General features: G+C 38.4%; 21 protein-coding genes and 3 pseudogenes. 15 read left to right on the forward strand and 9 right to left on the reverse strand.

What is annotated here, in order from left to right; translation table 11 throughout:
• Nucleotides 1-27: 27 nt before the first annotated feature.
• Both WG932_RS20330 and WG932_RS20335 read right to left on the reverse strand, forming a co-directional pair.
• The gene (locus WG932_RS20330; protein ID WP_014019727.1) at nt 28-684 is read right to left on the reverse strand and encodes an SGNH/GDSL hydrolase family protein; all 657 of its coding nucleotides are present in this window, start codon (nt 682-684) and stop codon (nt 28-30) included.
• Nucleotides 684-1,874: an RsmB/NOP family class I SAM-dependent RNA methyltransferase gene (locus WG932_RS20335; protein ID WP_483085195.1), complete on the reverse strand. Its 1,191-nt coding sequence runs from the start codon at nt 1,872-1,874 to the stop codon at nt 684-686. Before WG932_RS20335 ends, WG932_RS20330 begins: the two co-directional genes overlap by 1 nt.
• Nucleotides 1,875-2,345: 471 nt before the next feature.
• Between WG932_RS20335 and WG932_RS20340 the strand changes: the two genes are divergently transcribed.
• Entirely contained in the window at nt 2,346-2,642 is a 297-nt protein-coding gene (locus tag WG932_RS20340; protein WP_483085196.1) for a magnesium citrate secondary transporter, read from the forward strand.
• The gene (gene prmC / locus WG932_RS20345) at nt 2,639-3,484 is read left to right on the forward strand and encodes a peptide chain release factor N(5)-glutamine methyltransferase (RefSeq protein WP_483085197.1); all 846 of its coding nucleotides are present in this window, start codon (nt 2,639-2,641) and stop codon (nt 3,482-3,484) included. Before WG932_RS20340 ends, prmC begins: the two co-directional genes overlap by 4 nt.
• 75 nt (nt 3,485-3,559) lie before the next feature.
• Here prmC and WG932_RS20350 read toward each other — a convergent pair whose 3' ends face one another.
• The gene (locus WG932_RS20350) at nt 3,560-3,850 is read right to left on the reverse strand and encodes a hypothetical protein (protein ID WP_483085198.1); all 291 of its coding nucleotides are present in this window, start codon (nt 3,848-3,850) and stop codon (nt 3,560-3,562) included.
• On the reverse strand, nt 3,840-4,166 hold the full coding sequence (locus WG932_RS20355; RefSeq protein ID WP_483085199.1) for a hypothetical protein: 327 nt from the start codon (nt 4,164-4,166) through the stop codon (nt 3,840-3,842). Before WG932_RS20355 ends, WG932_RS20350 begins: the two co-directional genes overlap by 11 nt.
• Nucleotides 4,167-4,458: 292 nt before the next feature.
• Here WG932_RS20355 and WG932_RS20360 point away from each other — a divergent pair, with 292 nt between their 5' ends.
• The 3 genes and pseudogenes from WG932_RS20360 (at nt 4,459) to WG932_RS20370 (ending at nt 7,686) form a co-directional block, all read left to right on the forward strand.
• Nucleotides 4,459-4,971, forward strand: coding sequence for a 3-hydroxyanthranilate 3,4-dioxygenase (locus WG932_RS20360; protein WP_483085200.1), 513 nt, complete (start codon nt 4,459-4,461; stop codon nt 4,969-4,971).
• A gap of 59 nt (nt 4,972-5,030) precedes the next feature.
• A pseudogene (gene kynU / locus WG932_RS20365) lies at nt 5,031-6,308 on the forward strand (kynureninase).
• A 25-nt stretch (nt 6,309-6,333) separates the two neighbouring features.
• Nucleotides 6,334-7,686: an FAD-dependent oxidoreductase gene (locus WG932_RS20370; protein ID WP_014019735.1), complete on the forward strand. Its 1,353-nt coding sequence runs from the start codon at nt 6,334-6,336 to the stop codon at nt 7,684-7,686.
• Nucleotide 7,687: 1 nt separating this feature from the next.
• Here WG932_RS20370 and WG932_RS20375 read toward each other — a convergent pair whose 3' ends face one another.
• Nucleotides 7,688-8,611 (reverse strand): 1-aminocyclopropane-1-carboxylate deaminase/D-cysteine desulfhydrase, encoded by a 924-nt coding sequence (locus WG932_RS20375; protein WP_483085201.1) that lies wholly within the window; start codon nt 8,609-8,611, stop codon nt 7,688-7,690.
• 75 nt (nt 8,612-8,686) lie between these two features.
• Here WG932_RS20375 and WG932_RS20380 point away from each other — a divergent pair.
• From WG932_RS20380 to WG932_RS20405, 6 genes and pseudogenes are all read left to right on the forward strand, one after another.
• Nucleotides 8,687-9,696: pseudogene (locus WG932_RS20380) on the forward strand (RluA family pseudouridine synthase).
• A 489-nt stretch (nt 9,697-10,185) separates the two neighbouring features.
• Nucleotides 10,186-11,733, forward strand: a complete 1,548-nt coding sequence (locus WG932_RS20385; RefSeq protein WP_483085202.1) for a hypothetical protein — start codon at nt 10,186-10,188, stop codon at nt 11,731-11,733.
• A gap of 56 nt (nt 11,734-11,789) precedes the next feature.
• On the forward strand, nt 11,790-12,548 hold the full coding sequence (locus WG932_RS20390) for a hypothetical protein (RefSeq protein WP_483085203.1): 759 nt from the start codon (nt 11,790-11,792) through the stop codon (nt 12,546-12,548).
• A gap of 4 nt (nt 12,549-12,552) precedes the next feature.
• Complete coding sequence (locus tag WG932_RS20395; protein ID WP_483085204.1) at nt 12,553-12,786, forward strand: hypothetical protein; 234 nt, start codon at nt 12,553-12,555, stop codon at nt 12,784-12,786.
• Nucleotides 12,787-12,803: 17 nt separating this feature from the next.
• Nucleotides 12,804-13,205 (forward strand): hypothetical protein, encoded by a 402-nt coding sequence (locus tag WG932_RS20400; RefSeq protein ID WP_483085205.1) that lies wholly within the window; start codon nt 12,804-12,806, stop codon nt 13,203-13,205.
• Entirely contained in the window at nt 13,196-14,512 is a 1,317-nt protein-coding gene (locus tag WG932_RS20405) for a hypothetical protein (protein WP_483085206.1), read from the forward strand. The genes WG932_RS20400 and WG932_RS20405 overlap by 10 nt, the downstream gene beginning before the upstream one ends.
• Nucleotides 14,513-14,883: 371 nt before the next feature.
• On the opposite strand, the gene WG932_RS20410 is transcribed toward WG932_RS20405, so the two are convergent.
• From WG932_RS20410 to WG932_RS20425, 4 genes are all read right to left on the reverse strand, one after another.
• Nucleotides 14,884-15,057 carry a hypothetical protein gene (locus WG932_RS20410; protein WP_483085207.1) on the reverse strand — a complete coding sequence of 58 codons (174 nt, stop codon included), beginning with the start codon at nt 15,055-15,057 and terminating at the stop codon, nt 14,884-14,886.
• A gap of 20 nt (nt 15,058-15,077) precedes the next feature.
• On the reverse strand, nt 15,078-15,458 hold the full coding sequence (locus tag WG932_RS20415) for a hypothetical protein (RefSeq protein ID WP_483085208.1): 381 nt from the start codon (nt 15,456-15,458) through the stop codon (nt 15,078-15,080).
• A 7-nt stretch (nt 15,459-15,465) separates the two neighbouring features.
• Nucleotides 15,466-16,404, reverse strand: a complete 939-nt coding sequence (locus tag WG932_RS20420; RefSeq protein ID WP_483085209.1) for a hypothetical protein — start codon at nt 16,402-16,404, stop codon at nt 15,466-15,468.
• A gap of 109 nt (nt 16,405-16,513) precedes the next feature.
• Nucleotides 16,514-16,726 carry a hypothetical protein gene (locus WG932_RS20425; protein WP_483085210.1) on the reverse strand — a complete coding sequence of 71 codons (213 nt, stop codon included), beginning with the start codon at nt 16,724-16,726 and terminating at the stop codon, nt 16,514-16,516.
• A gap of 516 nt (nt 16,727-17,242) precedes the next feature.
• Between WG932_RS20425 and pheS the strand changes: the two are divergent.
• The 4 genes and pseudogenes from pheS to WG932_RS20445 all read left to right on the forward strand — a co-directional run bounded on the left by pheS (nt 17,243) and on the right by WG932_RS20445 (nt 20,760).
• Nucleotides 17,243-18,269 (forward strand): annotated as a pseudogene (gene pheS, locus WG932_RS20430) (phenylalanine--tRNA ligase subunit alpha).
• Between the two features lie 351 nt (nt 18,270-18,620).
• Nucleotides 18,621-19,214: an FkbM family methyltransferase gene (locus WG932_RS20435; RefSeq protein ID WP_483088694.1), complete on the forward strand. Its 594-nt coding sequence runs from the start codon at nt 18,621-18,623 to the stop codon at nt 19,212-19,214.
• Complete coding sequence (locus tag WG932_RS20440; protein ID WP_483085211.1) at nt 19,214-19,993, forward strand: glycosyltransferase family 2 protein; 780 nt, start codon at nt 19,214-19,216, stop codon at nt 19,991-19,993. The genes WG932_RS20435 and WG932_RS20440 overlap by 1 nt, the downstream gene beginning before the upstream one ends.
• A 365-nt stretch (nt 19,994-20,358) precedes the next feature.
• Nucleotides 20,359-20,760 carry a hypothetical protein gene (locus tag WG932_RS20445; RefSeq protein WP_483085212.1) on the forward strand — a complete coding sequence of 134 codons (402 nt, stop codon included), beginning with the start codon at nt 20,359-20,361 and terminating at the stop codon, nt 20,758-20,760.
• The last annotated feature ends 120 nt before the right edge of the window (nt 20,761-20,880 follow it).

Here is a 20,880-nt window from a genome sequence, read left to right on the forward strand (position 1 = left end):
TAAAAGGAATAATCTTTGGAGGCTATATTATTCCAAATCTCTTACCGCCCTTGCCAAAGCTGCACTTATGCCTTTCATTCCTTGATCATTTGGATGAGAGGCCACGGCTTGATTTTCGAATTTCCCAATAGCCATATTATCAGGATCTGATCCTAAGTCACTAATATCAACTACCTTCCATAAATTTTTATTGGCCACATGAATCAATTGCTCATTGACAAGTGGTCTTGGCCAAAAAGTAGTCGTCACAATATATTTTGTATCCTCCCTTCCAAGATAAAAGGCAAATTCTTCAAGGGCCTCGGCCAAATTCCAGTTTGCAATTTCCTCATCTTGAATATTTTCACCTAACCTTATGATAATTATATCAGCTTGAAAGACTTTCAAGTGTTCATATTGATCGTAGTCTATAGTTTCAAAACCTCTTTCAAAGGGATATACATTCTCCCGGATCATGTCCAATTCAGCAGTGTGTTTTTGTAAATCTGCTTTTAATAGTGAAAAATAATCCTGGTCGGGACCGCTGGCAGCCATGCCCCAATTGGCATTCCAACCTATGGAAGAATCAGGTGGGTGGATGGTGATACTATTGCCTATCACCAATATTCTTTGTGAGGGAAGAGGTTTTTCACTTGTCTCACATGATACTATTACTAAAATTAGCCCTAGTAATAATGACCTCATTATTTTTTCTTTCTCAATTTGGCAATATAAAAACCATCAAAGCCACTTTCATGGGAAAGCACCTGGGTTTCTTCCATGAGTTCAAATTGCTGACCATTTTCACTGTTTAGAAAAACCTCTACTTGCTTGTGGTTTTCTGAGGGAAGGATACTACAAGTTGCATAGATCATGATTCCACCCGGTTTGAGCATGGAAGGATACTGAAACAGGATTTCTTTCTGTAAGGACTCCACCTTGGCTATGGATTCAGGATTAAGCTTCCACTTGGTATCCGGATTTCGCTTCAAAACTCCCAAGCCTGAACAAGGAACGTCTAATAACAAGCGGTCAGCACTTTCATGAAGCCTTTTAATGGTTTTGCTACTCTCAATAGCTTTCGTTTCCATTATTGAAATTCCGGCTCTTCTGGCTCTCAATTTGGCATTTTTCAATTTCCAAGCTTCTGTATCCATAGCCAATATTCGGCCTTTATTCTCCATTAAGGCCGCTAGATGTAAGGCTTTGCCCCCTGCTCCCGAACAAGCATCAATCACCCTCATTCCCGGCTCCACTTCCAAAGCTGCCGCAACCATTTGGGAAGAAGCATCCTGCACCTCAAATAACCCCTCTTTAAATAGCGGTGTGCGAAACACATTTTTTCGCTTCAATAAAACCAATGCATCGGGGTATTCTTTAGGAATATATGCCTTTATTTCCAGCTCCTCCAATTTAATTTTAAGCTCGGTCCTAGGCGTCTTAAGCGTATTGGCTCGCAATACTACCTGCGCTTGCTCATTTAGACTGGCCAATTCGGGCTCCCAACTATCACCCAATTGCGCAGCTCCCATTTCATCCAACCAATCGGGTATAGACTGCAATACGGCACGGTCTTCTATTTTAGACCTGTGCTGTCTAATTCTCTCTCCATTGATCCCTTTAAACTCTCTCCAATCGGGCAGGACCCTGTCATGCAACACCCAATAGGTGCCGAACCAATGGTAATAATCATTTGAAGGACTCAATTTCTCAATTAGCCTTTTCCATCGAACGATCTCATATACACTTTCTGCAATAAATGCCCTGTCTCTGGCCCCCCATTTAGGATTCGATCGCAAAACTTTTTCTATTACTTTGTCAGCGTAATGGTTATTGTCAAATATTTCTTCCAACGCTTTGACCACTGCGTTAACTGTATTTGGAAAGAGCTTCATATAGGCATTTTTAATTTAGCCACAAATATAGAAAATATGTACGGGGAATCTGGTCAAGAAGCATAAGAGGAGTTGGCAGAAGATGGATATTTTGGTATTTTTGCCACTATGGGAGAAAAAAATGCCCAAATTGTGGTAAATGGACCGAATGGAATCAAAAACTGACAGATACCTGTGAGCATTGCGGCGAAATTCTCGGAAAGGAAGAATTAGCTTTCGAAGAAAAAAGAGCTGCTCAAAAAAAGTCAATGAAGAACAGTGGATTTTCTTTATCAAGGAAAGTGACAGTGCCTTTGTAAAGAAATCAAAAATAATAGGCAATTTCTTTTATAGCCTTTATATCACCATCATCACAATAATTGCTTGGCTGATAGCAGCCTTGCCCGGATAATGTCTGTGCTCAAAAATCCCTTCTTCTGGATTCCATGTATACTATTTTGGGCCAATCAATACCTTGAAAAAATTAAAGGCTTGTTTTTACCATTTTTGCACAGTTATCTGGATGACCTTCTGGCCATACCGGTAGTCCTTGGCATAACCTTGCAAGCGTTTAGATGGATGCACCAAGACCATCAACAAATGATCTTCACAAAAAAGCAAATCATCATTGGCCTGATATATTTTGGTCTTTTATTCGAAGGGTTACTACCTGCTTGGTCTTTGGTGTATGTTCGAGACCCTATGGATTTGGTCTGCTATTCTATTGGGGCAATTTATTTTTGGTTTTTCATCAATAAAAAAGGGATCGGTAATCGAATTATAAAATGAATTTAAGAGAAGTATACAAGGCATATGTAAGCCAATTAACCTCCCTTTATCCGGATACTGAAGCGCGCAGTTTGGTAATGTGGCTCTTTGAAGCCTATTTGTCTGTGGATCGTAAAGATGTGTTGAATAACCAACCCATTCTACAAATTCCTGAAGCCTTACAGAACGCCATGAATAAACTAATGGCTGGAGAACCTATACAATACATATTGGAAAAAGCACCATTTTATGGAAGAGAATTCAGAGTCGGCCCCGGTGTACTGATTCCAAGAAATGAAACCGAAGAACTGGTCCAACTGATCCTGCAAAACCATAAAGGGAAAATGAAAGTCCTTGACCTTGGGACAGGTTCAGGTTGCATTGCCATAACATTAGCACTTGAGTGGGCAGAAGCGGAGGTATCCGGACTAGACATCAGTGAGCAGGCTTTGGCAGTAGCCATTGAAAATGCAGCAAAATATGCAGCAAAACTCAATTTTATCAAAGCAGATGTTTTGCAAAAGGATCTAAACCTGGAAAAATTTGACTTAATGGTCAGTAATCCTCCCTATGTTTTGGAAAAAGAACGTACCCTAATGCAAGCCAATGTTCTGAAACATGAGCCGGAATTGGCCTTGTTTGTACCCGACGAGGCCCCCTTGCGCTTCTATAAAGCCATCTGCCTCCACGCCAAAGAATCCCTCCATCCTAATGGTTTCTTGTATTTTGAGATCAATGAAGCCTTTGGCTCGGAGGTCGTTTCCATGATGAACAGTGAAGGCTTTGGAGAAGTGCGGCTCGTTCAGGACATCAACGGAAAGGATCGAATCGTCTATGGACAAGTCCAACAAACAGAATCATAATATTTAATAAAATTCATGTTTTACGGACCAATGAAAACGAAGTTATTGTTCGTTTGGATTGAAAAATTGATCGAACTATACCAAGGTGCCAATCCAAAACGAATCATTGCTGCTAAAATTATGGAAACCCTCTTCAAGCTCCAAGAAGGTAGTATATTGGATGCGAAAAACGTTTGAGCCGGAAGCCGATTGATGTTCTATAACTTGCCCTTCAGCGCCATGCACCTGTATGGGAGCTTCGGGAAACCATTTTTTTATTTTTCCTTTTTTAGCCGGAAAATACCTTATCCCATATTGAAAAAATACGATATCCAAATTTAATAGCTGAGGAACCAACTCATCAATACGCAAGGGGTCAAAATTCAAGATATTTACCGCATGATGTTTTTTCCCTAAGGTAGTCGAGGCCGACTTCTAAGAAAGCCTCTTCATCGGAGGTAATAAATATAACCGGATGCTGCTCCTCAAGCAAGGAAAGATTGGCATTCTGAAATTCTTTTGTGGCCAAGATCCCATCAATTTTAATACCCAAGGACATGATTTTTCGTACATTGTTTTGGGTAACCAGCACAGTAGGTACCCATTCGAGTAGGGAAGAAAGTATTTCCGTATCTTCAATGGTTTCAAGCAACAGAAGCAAAGCCGGTTCTTGTTGGTCTTTTACAAAATGGTGAGAGGACATAAGGTCTTAAAAAAGGCTGAATTGAATTATTTTAACGGGTTAGGCAGGCGAATCAATTACTTTCTCGGGCAAGTTACTGAATAGCAATGATAAAATATTGGTAGCTCGCCAATTATTCAAAACACGGCCTAAAAGCTTTGAAAACAATCATTTTCACCAATTTGTTAATGCTAAGGTTTATATAGTTCATTAATAGGATATTTTTTATAATTTTGGCCGTTCGCCTTAGGCCCAAAATCATCTTCAATATGATCAGGCAATCCTAGGCATAATCATTAAAACTATTCAAATTATGGCCGTTTCCCAACCAATCAATTTCACCAAATGGATAGATGATCACCGCCACTTATTAAAACCTCCGGTGGGCAATCAACAAATGTACCTAGAAAATGATGACTTTATCGTGATGGTGGTAGGAGGTCCAAATGCCAGAAAGGATTACCATTACAATGAGGGAGAGGAATTTTTCTATCAGGTAGAAGGTGACATTGTTCTTAAAATAGTAGACGAGGGAGTGATGAAAGACATACCTATCAAAGAAGGAGAAGTATTTCTTCTGCCTCCTAGAGTGCCTCATAGCCCCAGAAGACCGGCAAATACAGTGGGTTTGGTAATCGAGAGGTATAGAATACCTGGTGAAGAAGATGGCTTCCTTTGGTTTTGTGAAAAGTGTGATAACAAACTTTATGAAGAATATGCCACAATTACGGACATAGTAAACCAACTTCCTCCCATTATGGATCGTTTTTGGGCAAACCCTGAAAACACTTGCTGTAAAAAGTGCGGTACAGTAATGCAAAAATAAGTCAGGCATGATTTCCTGATCTTTAATATTAAATAAGTACACCCCATTTTCATCCAAATATGGATCAGATTGCATTTGAATTAACACCGGAATTTGCGCGCAAAATGGATCTTGCTGATCCCCTCTCCACTTACCGGGAAAAATTTTATATTCCGGAAAAAAATGGACAACCACTAATCTATTTTTGTGGCAACTCTCTAGGTTTACAGCCCCGATCCGTCAATGCTTATTTGAAACAAGAATTAGAAAAATGGGCCGACAAAGGAGTGGACGGTCACTTCGAAGGAAAAGTACCCTGGGTAGATGCCAGGAAACCTTCTAAAAGGCTTATTGCACCTTTGGTAGGGGCCAATGAGCAGGAAGTAGTGGCCATGAATAGCCTCAGTGTAAATCTTCACCTTCTGATGGTGTCTTTTTACCAACCCAAAGGGAAAAAATTCAAGATCCTTACAGAAGCTGGAGCCTTTCCTTCTGATCAATATATTTTAGAGCTCAGGTAAAATTCCATGGATTATTACCTGATGAAGCCATTTTGGAAATGGCTCCAAGACCCAATGAACACCTGCTTCGCACGGAAGACATTCTTCAAAAATAGAAGACCATAAGGATGAATTGGCCTTAATCATGCTTTCCGGTCTTCAGTATTATACCGGACAGCTTTTTGATTTGGAAGCCATCAGTAGCGCCGCCAATAAACAGGGTATCACCATGGGATTTGACCTTGCCCATGCCATAGGCAATGTCCCTCTCCGACTGCATGACTGGGGAGTAGACTTTGCCACATGGTGTAGCTACAAATACCTCAACTCAGGACCCGGAAATGTATCAGGAATCTTCGTGCATGAAAAGCACAGTGACAATGCCCTGCTACCCAGATTTGCCGGCTGGTGGGGACATGATGAGAAAGAACGATTTAAAATGAAAAAAGGCTTCAAACATATGCCCGGAGCTGATGGCTGGTTATTAAGCAACGACAATGTACTGGGTCTGGCTGCCCACCAAGCCTCCCTAGAATTATTTGCCGAAGCCGGCTTAGATAAATTAAGAAAAAGAGCATTCAATTAACCAATTATCTCGAATTTGCAATTCACGAAACAATTAAAGACTCTGAATTGTTAGAAATTATAACTCCCTTAAAACCAACCGAAAGGGGGTGTCAACTCTCTTTATTGATCCACAAAAAAGGCAAAGAAGTATTTGATTATTGGATTGATAATGGGGTAGTGGCTGATTGGAGAAATCCGAATGTCATCAGGCTTGCACCCACCCCTATGTACAATACCTTTCAGGATGTTTTCGAATTCAGTAGAATTCTTAAAAACTCCTTGGAAGCATAACCCCAAGAATTAAACCTGTTAAAAGATGAAAGAGAAAATAGACCTATTGGGCGCGGGACTCATTGGATCCCTGCTCGCCATATACCTCAAGAAAAGAGGACTAGACGTAACTATTTATGAAAAACGTCAGGATTGGCGCAATTCAAATAAATCCAGTGAAGGCCGATCAATCAATATGGCTTTGAGTGATCGGGGCTGGAATGCCCTCGAAAAAGCCGGCTTAAAGGAAAAAGTATTGCCCTATACCCTACCCATGTCCGGTAGGAGAATTCATGACGAACATGGGAACACTTATTTCCAGCCATACGGAAAAGAAAACCAAGCAATTTATTCCATCAGCAGAAATGTTTTCAATGAACTGCTAATGGATGAAGCAGAAGCGCTGGGAGCTAAGATCTATTTCAACCACAAGGTGGAAAATGTAAATGTGGCTAAGCGAGAAGTGGAATTTTGCCTTAAAGACGGTTCAGAAAAACGAATGACTTCAGATGTGCTAATTGGTTCTGACGGTTCCTATTCTGCGCTAAGAAATGCTTTCCAAAGCCAAGTAAGGTTTAATTTTTACCAAAAATTTATCTCTCACGGTTATAAGGAACTACATATTCCACCCACTGCTTCCGGAGATTTTGCATTGGACCCCAATGCCCTTCACATTTGGCCAAGAGGAAAGTTCATGCTCATTGCCTTGCCTAACTTGGACAAATCTTTTACCTGCACTCTCTTTTTGCCATTTGAGGGTTATAAGGTAAGTTTTGAAAATATTTATGATGACCGAGATGTCAGTCAAATCTTTAAAACTTACTTCAATGATGCTTTTGATTTGATGCCCAACTTGTTGGCAGATTTTAAAAACAATCCAACTTCTGCCCTTATCAATACAGAATGCTACCCATGGACTGAAAACAATGCATTGCTTATAGGAGATGCAGCCCATGCCATGGTTCCTTTTTATGGACAAGGCATGAACTGTGGGTTTGAAGATTGTTTTATTTTGGATAAACTTATCGAGAAATATGGCACTTCATCTTGGGATCTGGTCTTTGAAAAATTTCAGAAGAAAAGAAAACGGGATACCGATGCCATCTGCCAGCTAGCCATGGATAATTTCAAAGAAATGAGTGACAATATAGCCGATCCTAAATTTTTGATCCGCAAAAAGATTGAGGCCAAACTGCATGAATTGTATCCCAAAGAATGGCAACCGCTATACAGCATGATAACTTTTTCTAATATGCGCTATTCAGAAGCTTATGCCATTGGTAAACTTCAGGAAAAGGTGATGGATGAGGTAATGAAGGATCCGGATGTCCCAAAAAACTGGAATGATTTAGATTATGCGGCCATCGTAGAAAAAGTGGAAACTTCCGGAGAGGTATAGGTCAAAGCTTAATACCAAGCCTTTGCTCAAACCCTCTGATACCTTGCAATCCTCCGGTGTGCAAAACCAATATTTTACTTCCCCTTGGGAAGTAATCTTTCTCAATCAAGTCAAAAAGGCCAAATACCATCTTACCTGTATAGACAGGTTCTAGTGGTAGATTGGCCTTTGTTTTTATTTCCTGTATAAATGAAATCAAGTTGGGCTTTTGTTTAGCGTATCCACCAAAGTGATAGGCCGTTTGGATTTCATACGAACATTTTGGCTGAATCCCATATTTGCGAAGTAACTGATCTACTTCAGAAACAATAAAATTTCCTTTCAAGGATGAAAAACCAATAAGTTGTTGGTCGGACTCCGCCCTTGCCAAGAGGCCTGCAAAAGTCCCTCCGGTCCCGATTGGACAAGTAACAAAGTCCATTGTCAAATCCTTACCCTCCAATATTTCTTTGGTCCCTTTTATGGCCATTGCATTAGTTCCTCCCTCAGGGATCAAATAAAAATCTCCAAATCTCTCTTTCAACCTTTTAAGTTGGAATGAACTGTCTTTTTGCCTGTATTCTTCCCTAGACATTGGGTACAATTCCATCCCTTGATTCCGGGCATCTTCCAAGGTGGGATTAAGTGGATTGACCATTTCACCTCTAATGATGCCAATGGCCTTCAACCCATTGGCAGATGCCGCCAAGGCAGTGGCATGGATATGGTTCGAATAAGCACCTCCAAAAGTCAAGACCTTTGAAAGCCCGGATTTCTTGGCCGCTTCTAGGTTATAATGTAGTTTATAAAATTTGTTACCTTGAACTTCAGGATGAAGTAAATCCAATCTTTTAACAATAACTTCCAATCCCTTTTCATTGATTAAAGGGAGGTGGATATGCTGGTATATGGCAGGTTTTATCGCAGTCAAAATAAATTTATTCAATGATTTTAAGTCAAAACTCTAATTGTTTTTGATCAAATCCTAATTTTGCACCATGACAGAGATCACCAATGAAGAATTACCGGAAGAAGAAAGTTTTTCGATCACCATGAATTGACTGTAGATCCCGGACAAAGTTCGATTAGAATAGATAAATTTATTACCGATAAATTGGCCTACGCTACTAGAAATAAGGTGCAGCAAAGCATTACTTCAGGAATCGTTCAAGTAAATGGAGAAGTAGTAAAAGCCAATTATAAGATCAAAGCAGGTGACCTGATTACCTTTGCTATGGAAAAGAGTCGCAAGGAAACTGAGGTGGTGGCAGAAGAACTCCCTTTAGACATCAGGTATGAAGATGATCACCTAATGGTGGTTTATAAACCTGCCGGCATGGTGGTCCATCCTGCCCATGGCAATTGGACCGGCACCTTAGTCAATGCATTGGCATATTATTTTAAAAACCTACCGGAATTACCCGGAAATTCAGGACGTCCAGGTCTGGTACACAGAATAGACAAAGACACTAGTGGGCTCTTAGTTATTGCCAAATCTGAAAGGGCAATGACCCATCTTGCCAAGCAATTTTTTGATCATTCTATTTCAAGAAGCTATGTGGCTTTGGTCTGGGGGGAACCATCAGATGAGGAAGGAACGATCAATGTTCCCATAGGCCGGGAGTCAAAGATCGAAAAGTAATGCAAGCATACCCGGAAGGTGATGCCGGAAAGTCAGCCATCACTCACTGGAAGGTAATCAAAAGACTGCGATATGTTACGCTTTTAAGCTGCGAGCTAGAAACCGGAAGGACACACCAGATTCGGGCACATATGAAATACATCGGCCACCCACTATTTAATGATGCCATGTATGGAGGGGATCAAATTCGAAAAGGAACCCAATATTCAAAATACAAATCTTACATACAAAACTGTTTTCAGATACTCCCCCGACAGGCATTACATGCCAAATCATTGGGTTTTATTCACCCGATAAGTGGTGAAGAATTGTATTTTGAAGGGGAAATACCGGAGGACATGTTAACGGTCATCGAAAAGTGGGAAAATTACGTAAAATTTGAAAAATAGCCAATTATCGAATCTCTAAAACCAGCAATAAATTAAGACCTATAATTTTCAACACAGCTTAATTTTGCCTTTATTTTTATCGATATTATAATTTTTTAATATTTCTAATGATAATATTTTCTAAATCTCTGTGATTTATTACATTTGTTATATCAAAATATAATTCGGTTTCCGCCTTGGAAAAGCGAAGTCATTTTTGATGAAGTTCTCAGACACTGTAGGGTGTTGAAATTGGCAGACATGCCCTCCTGTCTCGGGGGTGAGGAAACCGGTTTATCCGGCGTATTGGACAAAGCACACATCGAGCTCAATGTGTTGCCTAACAACCTCGTGGAGGTTCGAATCCTTCTCCTACAGCATTTATACTCAAGCCGGTGAATATATTGATACGTATATCCATCGGCTTTTTAATTTTTTAGTGGTTCATTTTTTCTTTTAGCAGTCTTTCTTAAACATTTTCCTCTTTATTTTGTATTCTTGATCTGAAAAATGAGTGGAGAGCAATTAGATATCAAAAAATCTGGAAGAAAAAGAAAGCGATTTCTGAAAATCATTTCAGTTCTTGCCTTTCTTGCGGTCTCTATCCACTTTATTCTTTTTTTCGCAGCTGACTGGTTGTTTAGAGAGTATATCCAACAACAGGTAGAGCATGTTTCAAAAGGCAAATACTCCGTAGACTTTGATAGGGTGTACCTTTCCTTGTTTCAGCGTGGTCTTTTTGTAGAAAAGTTTGAACTAGTACCAACAGACCCTACAATTTTTGACGCCTTAGAAATTCCCTATTATAAAATTTCAGTAGATCAATTGGATATATTGGGGCTAAACTTCATAGGGGAAGACGGCAAACTAACCGCCGATGAACTTCGCTTAACAGCTCCCATGATCCAGTCCAAACAACAATTGGAACTTACTGAGAACAAGGAATTCAGCCCTCTCAAGCAACTTGAATATGAAATAAAGAAATCGCTTAACGGCCCCCTAAAAGAAATCTTTATCAATGACTTTTACATTGATCAGGCCAACTTTTTAGTAGAAAATTTCCTAAGTCAAAAATCCATTGCCGCACAAAACACCAATTTATACCTTAAAAATATTCACCTCACAGGAGGAGAGGAAGAAAACGCTCCTTTTGGCATTGAGGGCTTTCAATTGAATTTTGATGACTTTGAGATTTCATTGGCAGATAGCATTCATAAAGTTATGGCAGAAAAAGTGGCCGTCTCTTCATTGGAAAAGCAAATATTGGCAAGTAAGGTAAGGGTTACGCCTAATCTGGAAAAAACGGCTGATGTCTACTATGAAATATTTCTGGAAAAGCTGGCCTTGACAGATGCGGACATCATGGAGATGTTCCAAACGTCAAAAGTAGCCATTGGAGACCTCAATCTTAACGCACCGCATATCGTTTTGTATACCGATAGGAATGCGATGGATGAGGAAGCAAGAACTACTGATATGTACGATTTGGTGGAAGACTTACTAGAGTCAATCACCATAAAAACTTTGACCATTGATGATGGACAATTCTTACAAAGAGGTGTTCATAACCCAAATAAAAACAGAATTGAAGCAGATGAAATTCAATTTTCTTTGGAAGAAGTATACCTGGGACAAGATGAGGAGCTTAAAAAAGATAATTTTTTATATGCTAGGAATGCAACATTAGAAATTGATCGGGCGCGAATAGCTTTGGCTGATGGGGTTCATTGGATTTCAGGACACAATATCTACCTGTCTACTATTGATGACAAGGTAAGGATCAATGAAATAGCACTTAAACCGGAAGTGAATGTGGACAGTATTGCTGAGGCTTCACTTTTTGAAATAAAAGTGCCCCTGTTGGAATTTGCCAATGCAAACCTTAGAAAAGTCTACAATGAAAACATCATTGACATAGGAGAATTACTTATCAACGCACCGGATGTAGTGATCAAAGACATCCTTGGCACTGCTACTGCCGATAATAATCCTTCCCAAATGACAGACCTCCAGCAATTAACTAAAGGTTTTTTAAAGCTGTATACGTCCAGAAATTAGAAGTAGAGAATGGTAGCCTTGTATTAGACAATCACCTCCGAGTAAGGCAAGACAGCTTGGCATTCGGGAAAATAAACTTTCTGCTAGAGAATTTTCAGCTGGACGACAAATACATGTCAGACACTTCTTTGAGGATATTTCTGGCCGACAACCTAAGGCTTGAGATTGAAGACTACGCCCTTAAATTGTCAGACAACCTGCATCTTTTTGTTGCTGACAAAATATTAATTGACACCCAAAAGAACCTTCTACATGTAGATGGGTTTAAACTAAAACCTTTCTCCCCAGAAGCTGTACTTCCTTTGCTGGATAAATATGGGAGAACAACCGTTTTGGACATTGAGATTCCGGAATTTTCTGCAACCGGAGTAGATATCAATCAAGCTTATTTTCAAAACAAGTTATTTATCAATCATATTGACATCCCCAGCCCCATCATCCATTGGACAAAATACATTCCCAAAGAAAATGAGAAACAGGAAAAACTAAAACGCGGTGATGTATTGGATTTGATAACCAGCTATTTCAAAGTGATCAGTATAGACTCTTTGAGCACCGAAAAAGGCACCTTCAATTATGAAAACTTTGCCAACGAACAGTTTAGATCCTTCGCCGAAAATGATATCTCAGTAAAGATCAGGAATTTTTACCTGGACGAAAACATAAATCCTGCGGCCAACCGAACCTTGTTTTCAGATGAAGTAGACGTCAACCTTAACAATTACCTATTCAACTTAGCCAATGGAAAATACAGCATTGTTGCCGGCAGTATAGGCTTCAATTGCGCGAGAAGAAATCAATACCTTCGATGTTAAGCTAATGCCCAATAAAGACCTGAAATCCAAAGTCAGTATTGAGGCAAGCTTTCCCGATTTAAGCTTTAGCGGCGTAGATCTGGAAGCCTTTTTGTTTGACAACACTTTGGCTTTAACCAAACTTCGGTTTTCAGATGCTGAAGTGAATTTGTCCATCAACAGGGCTTTTAATAAAGAAGAAGAAAAACCAAATGAGGAAAAAAGAAAAGTAGAAACCTTCCAAAAACAATTGATGTAATAAAAATAGATTCCATATTGGCCACCAATGGTTCTTTTAATGTGGCGAATTACCAGGAAGGAAATGACCTACAATTGATCAATACCGGAATCAATATAGCCATAGCCGACTTTCTGCTTGATTCTACCAGGTTATCGAATGGAGACATTGCCAGCTTCTTTTCGACAATGGCCTTGGATGTGGACAATTTTTCTTTGGCACTTAAGGACAGTGTTCATACAGTCACTTTTTCAAAAATCCAACTTGACTCACGGAAGGAAGAAATATTGATAGAAAATGTGAATGTGGTACCTAAAGAAGCCCCTGAAAAACTGCAAGGTCCGGTAATTAAAGCACATATCCCTCAGATCAGTATCAATACACGCTCCCTAACAAGTTTTCAAAAACCGGAGAGCTGGATGTATCCCTTTTGCGATTAACAGATCCTGAGGTCAACCTCTACCTAAGCAAAAATGAACCCCCTATTGAATTACCTAATGGGCAGGGAAAGGAAATAAGCCGTAAAATATTGGAGAGTATCCTGATCAGAAATTTCAAACTAAATGGTGGAAGTTTTGCCCTAATAGACAAATCAGACACTATTCCCCAAAGGGCCTTTAAAAACCTAAGGCTTATTCTCAGTGACCTGAATTTTGACTTTACACAAAAACAGCAATTCAATTCTGACTTCTTTTTCAATGAGGATTTCCGCTTTGAGTTCAAGGACTATGAACTGAATTTACCGGACAGCTTAAATAAAGTAAGCATTGGTAAATTAATGGTTTCTAAGGACAAATTGATCCTTAATGAAGTTCGGTTTTTACCAAGAGTAGGTCTGTTTGCCTATGCTCGAGAAGTAGGAAAGCAAACAGATGTAATGGAATTGTATGTGCCAAAAATCATTATAGAAGGCTTAAATCTAAAGAGATTTATTGCTGAAGAGAAGGTTGAAGCCCTTAGCATGACCTTGGAAATGCCACAGTTGGAAGTTTTTAGAGACAAGAGAATTGAAGAAGACACCACCGTGGTGAAGTTGATGCCCCAGCAGTTGATGGAGCTATCCAAGCAGATCATCGAGTTGGACACCTTAATTGTAAAAGAGGGCATGCTTACTTATAGGGAATTCCCAGTCAAAGGAATGGTACCCGGCGAAATTACTTTTGATCAGTTTAATGCTAAAATGTACCCTTTTAGATTAGGGAAATTTGGAGAAGACAGGAAAAAGCCCGAGGTGGAAGCCAATTTTAGAATCAACAAAGTGGCTCCGGTAAAGGCCACAGTTCAAATGCAATTTGAAGACCCTTACCCTATTGCTGTGGAGGCAGAGGTAGGTGCATTTGACCTTCCTTCCATCAACTCCATATTGGCTACCAATGCTTTTATTACGGTAAAAAGAGGCATGGTAAGGGAGGGAAAATGGCATTTTGTGGTGGATAAAAATGAAGCCATTGGTGAGATGACCTTAAAATACAACAAGCTCAAAGTGCAACTTTTGGATGAGCGAACATTGAAGGATGCCGGAGGAAGAAAAGGTATTTTAACATTTGTCATCAATGCTTTGGCTCTAAGAAAAAACAATCCTAGGCCAATTTTTAACCGGCTGGTAAGTTCTCCAATTTATGTGGAAAGAATCCCTTATAAATTTGTTTTCAATTATATGTGGAAGGCTACTTTTTCAGGATTAATGGGCAGTTCAGGCTTAATGCAACCCAAAATTCCCAAGAAAGAAGAGGAAGAAGATGAATAGGAAATAAAAATATTCCTGCAGGTCTGATAACAAAAACCCTTTACCTCAGCTCGATATAAATTGTCTTTATAAACAAACGGCTATATCGTCACTTCGAACACTTTTCAAAGTTAGCTGAGACAAGAAAGGTGGAATCAGTTTCACAGGTTTTTGGATCCCTGAGCCTGTCGAAGGCTCCTACGGCTTTTTCTACTAAAATTTCTCCCTAAGCATTGAAATGAGGATTTCTCATAATTTTAGGCTATAAGCCCAGACGGCACTTAATTGATTGATTTGGTAATCACCTGCCCAATTATAGCCCTTATAACAAACCAAAAGAGCCCCGATATTGACCTAGGCTCCTTTGTAATCATTGTATACTAATTCTTTTATCAAAAAGAATAGGCCAGTCCTGCCCGTAACCAATAGCTTGTATATTGACTTCTGAACCTAATTCCATAGGCAACCGCCGGAACAAACTGGAAATTATCAGTCAAGAAAACCCTGGCTTTAAGCTGCAGCCTTGGTGCATGCGTTACTTTGTTATAAGTTTCTCTAATAGTCACACCCTGGCTGGTTAATTCACCTAAAAGTTCGTGGGTCGTATGTCGCAAATAGGCCAATTCACCTGATAGGATAACTCTCTCAGACTGATGGAAGTCATAGCCCAAGCCCAAAGAAAAGGTAGACATATTAAAGTAATCCATTTCTTCGGGGTCCAAAAAAAGACATTACCTTTTCCTTCGAAATTAAATTTTCCAAAGGATATATCTCCATAAAATCGATCATTGATGTACCGGGAATAGCCAATTTCATAGCCCTTTGCAGACAAGTTTCCACCTGTAAACTTATCTGCTTCAATAAAAGAATAACCTAAATAAATGGTGTTTTTGGTATTTGTCTGAGCTTGGCTGGTACGCGCAAACCAAAAGACAGTCAATGCCATTAATAAAATTATGCGTCTCATAGGATAATTAATTTTCTTCTAGTGTAAAATAGGCTCTTATTCTGTTAAATCGATAAACAGGATAATTTGTGTTTCCATAATAGCCAATGCCTTGATCTATTGAATTTATATTATTTTTTATTGTAAAACATTTATCAAAACCTTGAGCTGATTCTAATTGGACGTCGTTTTTTAACGCGATTTGAACGTTTTCAGTAACTTCTAAATCATCTATAGAAGCTTTTAATCCTGCAGTATGGTTTATAGAAGCACTTGCCCTAGTAACACCCCAAACAATTTGCATATTGTCTGAATCAGCCTGCCAAGATGAAATGATAAATGATGCAGGTGTTACTTGCCATCGTTCTATTCTAGCATCTTTCCTTGAAACTTTATAGGCCTGAAATGGGGCGTTTACATTAGGACTTAGTGCTGGAAACCCATTAGATCCCACAGTAAAATTTCCATGAGCCACCCATAAAAATATATAATTTGGTTTAGGCCAAGCCGCTATATTTTCCTCTAATCTAAATGCAGGCATTCTTACGGTAAGATTTTGGATGGTTTTATCATCTACATTGCACAATAAAACAGGACTGCTTGTAACTCTTGCATTTGCATCTAAATCTCCCCCGTTTTTTTCGATTTCAAGTAAGTTACCCTCGTTATCATTTTGAAAAGCACCAAAAACAATGGTAGGATTATTTTGCGCCCACTCATCGTCCGCTAAAAAATATTCACCTGCTAATACTTCTTCCAATATTTGATTGTTATTTGATGAATTTCCCATCGAAACTTTAACTGCTTTTGTTGCACCTTTCCAGTCTTCATCCAACGCAATATTTTGAGCCTCAAATTCCTCTGTCCACCAAGAGACTGTGATTTCCTCGACTTCATCCAGTTTAAAATCCTCAACTAAATAAGGAGCCAGAATTGATATTTCATTATCTATAATAAACTGAATCAATTCTTCTCCATTAATACCATTTTCAGAGGTAGTCCGCAAATTTTTTGCACTATTTTTAAATGCAGAAACTATGGCAGATGCTTTTCTGGAAGATGGATTTATTCCTTCTTCAAAAGGTTTTTAGATTATAATCGATGTCATCCGGTTGTCCTCCTTCACTCGCTAAAGAATAAAGTTCTTCTAATGCGTCCTTATCTTTCAAAACTTCTCCAAAAAACACCGAAAGTTCTTTAAGTTTTCCTTCATATTCATTTGAAGGCACAATTAATTGAACATCTTTGGTATCCAAATTACCTAAATCAGCGTCTGTGCAAGAATACATTGTTAAAGATGCAATTAAAATCGGCAATAAAAATAATGTCAATCCTTTTAAGAATTTAGTTGCCCCCCTTATAGTTCATATAAGATAATAGTGTTAATCCTGTTTTCATTTGATTTAGATTAGTAATAATTAAAAATAATATATTTATTTAAAATATTTTAAAGAGTAATACAGTTGAAAATTTTGTTAAAAAAAGACTTATATAAAACCACTATTTAATCAATATTTTTACACCAGTCCGAATAATGATTGCAAACATATTAAAAATAATATTAACATTAAAATTATAGTTTAAATTATTAAATAATAATTTAGATTGTACAAGTTCCCGTCCCAATAATATATTCTATCAAAAAATTTAATTATATAATAAAATACAAATAAATGTTTTGAAAAGATAGCAACAAATCGACATTGTCCAGCCCAAGCAAAATCTAATAATCTTTACTCTTTTAAAAGATAGGTGGCCTCAAAAAATTATTTTAGATTTGTGGTCTTACAAAGATGAATTTCCACATGCATAGTGAAAAAATAAACCAGATTAAAGCTGAATTAGCAGCAGCCAAAGCCGATTCTGCAGAAAAACTAGAAGCTTTCAGAATGAGGTTTATAAGCAAAAAGAGCATTATAGGTGCCCTTTTTGCTGAAATGAGAATATACCGAATGATCAGAAAAAAGCATTTGGCCAGGAAGTCAATGAAGTAAAAAACTTGGCTGAAGAAAAATTTAAGGAATTGATCGCCCAATCTGAAAGTGGTAGCCAACAGAAAAGAGTACTTGATCAGGACCTTACCTTGCCACCCACGGCTTGGCCTGTTGGAGGAATTCATCCATTAACAGCCGTAAGGCAAAGAATTGTAACCATTTTTGAAAGGATAGGCTTCAACCTATCTGAAGGACCTGAAATTGAGGACGACTGGCACAATTTCACCGCATTAAACTTCCCGGAAAATCATCCGGCACGTGAAATGCAGGATACGTTTTTTATTGAAAAAACCCTGATATCGCATTAAGAACCCATACCTCATCTGTACAGGTAAGGGTAATGGAAAATGAAAACCCTCCTATTCGTACCCTGTCACCAGGCCGTGTATTCAGAAATGAGGCAATTTCCGCTAGAGCGCACTGTATATTTCATCAGGTGGAAGGTTTGTATGTGGATGAAAATGTCAGTTTCTCGGATTTGAAGCAGACCTTATATCATTTCGCAAAAGAGATGTTTGGGAAACAAACCCAGGTAAGGTTCAGACCTTCCTATTTCCCTTTTACGGAACCTAGTGCAGAAATTGATATTTCCTGTCAACTATGTGGCGGCAAAGGTTGCAATATTTGCAAAGGCAGTGGTTGGGTAGAAATTGGTGGTTCCGGTATGGTGGACCCCAATGTGCTTAAAAACTGTGGAATTGACCCTGAAAAATATACCGGATTTGCCTTTGGTATGGGCATAGAGCGAATTGCCATGTTGAAGTATCAAATCAATGACCTTAGGCTATTCACCGAAAATGACATTAGGTTTTTAAATCAATTTAGAGGATTATTATAACATATCGTAAATCCTTAAACAAAGGACAAATAGGATATTAGTGAATATTTAACATCATAAAATTTTATAGATTTGTAAAGCACCCAAATTTTAATAACTTTGATTGATGCACAAAAATCATTCACTAATATCCTTAAAGCGAAAACTACAGCAGCAATACAAGTCTTTACGGTTCAACTTAAGTGCTTCTAATAACTTTGTCTTTATTGGGTTTTACAAATACTTTTATAAACCGAAAGAGGGAAGCCTAAGTGATTTTCTGAACCTATACTCCCAGTCCAAAAAAATAATTTTACGGTTATTCAGATTGGTGCCAATGATGGCATTACACATGATCCCATTCATAAATTTATAAAAAGAGATGACTGGAAGGGTGTATTGCTAGAACCTCAACCGGGAGTATACCATCAATACCTCAAAAAGATTTATGTAAAAAATAAGGGAATCAATACCCTATGTGCCGCCATAGGGGAAAAAGACGGTTGCCAACCCATCTATAAAATTGGTTTCTCAGACATGAGATGGGCAACAGGCCTTACCTCTTTTTCAAAAGAAAAAATTCTCAAAGCATTTGAGGATGGGATAGTTGCCTCAAACTGTGAAAAATTCGGTATAGAAATACCAAAAGACAAAAACCAATGGGTAAGCCATGAAGATGTTAAGGTAATCTCCCCAAAAACACTCCTAGATAATTTTTCCATTTCAAAGATAGACCTATTGCAAATTGATGCGGAGGGTTATGATTTAGAGGTTATTCGTATTTTTGACATTCCGAAAACGCAACCTGAAGCCATCATTTTTGAAAACGTTGGTCTTAATAACAGCGATTACAACGCATGTTTGAGAATATTAAGAGAAAACCATTATAGCATCAGAAAGTTTGGCCCCAATACATTGGCACTTAAAGAACCCATAGACAATATGTTCCAAAAATTCTTTCATTGATGGAAAAAGCACTGGTATCCATTGTGATTCCCTGTTATAATCAGGGCAAATATCTCGAAGAAACGGTTCAATCTGTTTTAGCTTCCACCTATAAGCCTTTAGAAATTATTATTGTGAACGATGGTTCTAAAGACGATTCCTTGACCATTGCCCAGCGACTGGCAGAGAAACACAGCGAAATAAAGGTGATGGATCTGGAAAATGGGGGAGTTGCCAAGGCCAGGAATACAGGAATAAGGGCTGCTAAAGGAACTTATATCCTCCCCTTAGATGGAGATGATCTTATTTCACCAGAATACTTGGAAAAAGGGGTAGAAACATTGCGTTGCAATTCCAATGTTAAGGTTGTTTATTGCCAAGCTGTCAAATTCAATGAAAGCGGCCAAAAACCCTGGAATTTAAAACCCTTTAGTCGTAATCAACTAGCTAGGGACAATATGATCTTTGTCGCTGCATTATTTCGGAAGTCAGACTTTCTTGATATAGGCGGTTTTTCTGAGGACATGAGCATGGGGCGGGAAGATTGGGAATTCTGGATCAAAATGCTAAAAAATGGAGGAGACGTCATCCAATTACCTTTTATAGGTTTTTATTATCGCTTAACACCCACTAGCAAACGGAAGAAAACAGGCACCAATCAAAAGAAAAGAGAAAGGATTGCGTACCTAAATGCCCATCATATGCCTTTCTTTGAACAAGAATTAAATGGCCCGCTTAGGTTTCAGCGCACCTGGTCAAAACCTTACAATACCCTTTTAAAATGGCTCGGGAAACTTTAGGACGTCTTAAATATTAGACCATAAGATAACGACTACGTTTATTAACAGCATTCCCATATGAATCCGGATTATATAATAGGATTTCCTGTGTTTCCCGGAATTTTTGCAATGAGAGGATAATCAGGTTGTTTGGAAATTTAAGCATAGAGAAACTATGCTGAACCTCCAATCAACAGCGAAGGACAACTATTGCCCATTCGAATAGCAGCATGTGCAAAAAATCGACATTCATAAAATATTATTTGCAATAATGGTATCAAATCACCGCGAAAAGTACATGATATTAAAAAGCCCATTAAATCTTACTGTTATTTTTGGAATCAATGGAAATAATATTAAATTAAGGTGACTTTGAACCCAAACCCATGAAAGAAAAAATCAATTTTACCCTCCACAGCATAAGCCTAATCCTTATTTTAGCGCTCCTTGCTTGGTATTTTGTAGGTACCGGAATAACTGCAGCAACTGCGTTTACCTATATGATCATGGTTTTAATCGTGGTAGAAATAACCAGTTTGGCCTTGATTAGTAGTACTTATCCGGAAAGCCATACCTCATTTAAAATTGGAATCATTGCAGCATTATTTATCCTTTTCGGAATAAAAACAATGATGCCTTCTTTTTTTATCCCCATTTCCGTAACCTTGATAACCCTTAATTTTCTCTATAATTTTTATAGCAACAGTAAACGGAGAAAGGGTGCTTTTAAAAGGAAGAAAAAAAGACTGCCCGTTTTTAATATTTCTCCTTCTTTCTACTTTTATTAAAAATTATGAGTGTTGCTGTAGCATGTGCCAAAGAAGTATACTGAATAGCTAATTCCCATTCCATTCAGAAAGCTGATCTCATACATTCAATCCTACTTAGGCCAAACACTATTGATCGTT

The organism is Cyclobacterium sp. SOCE241 (assembly GCF_056867545.1).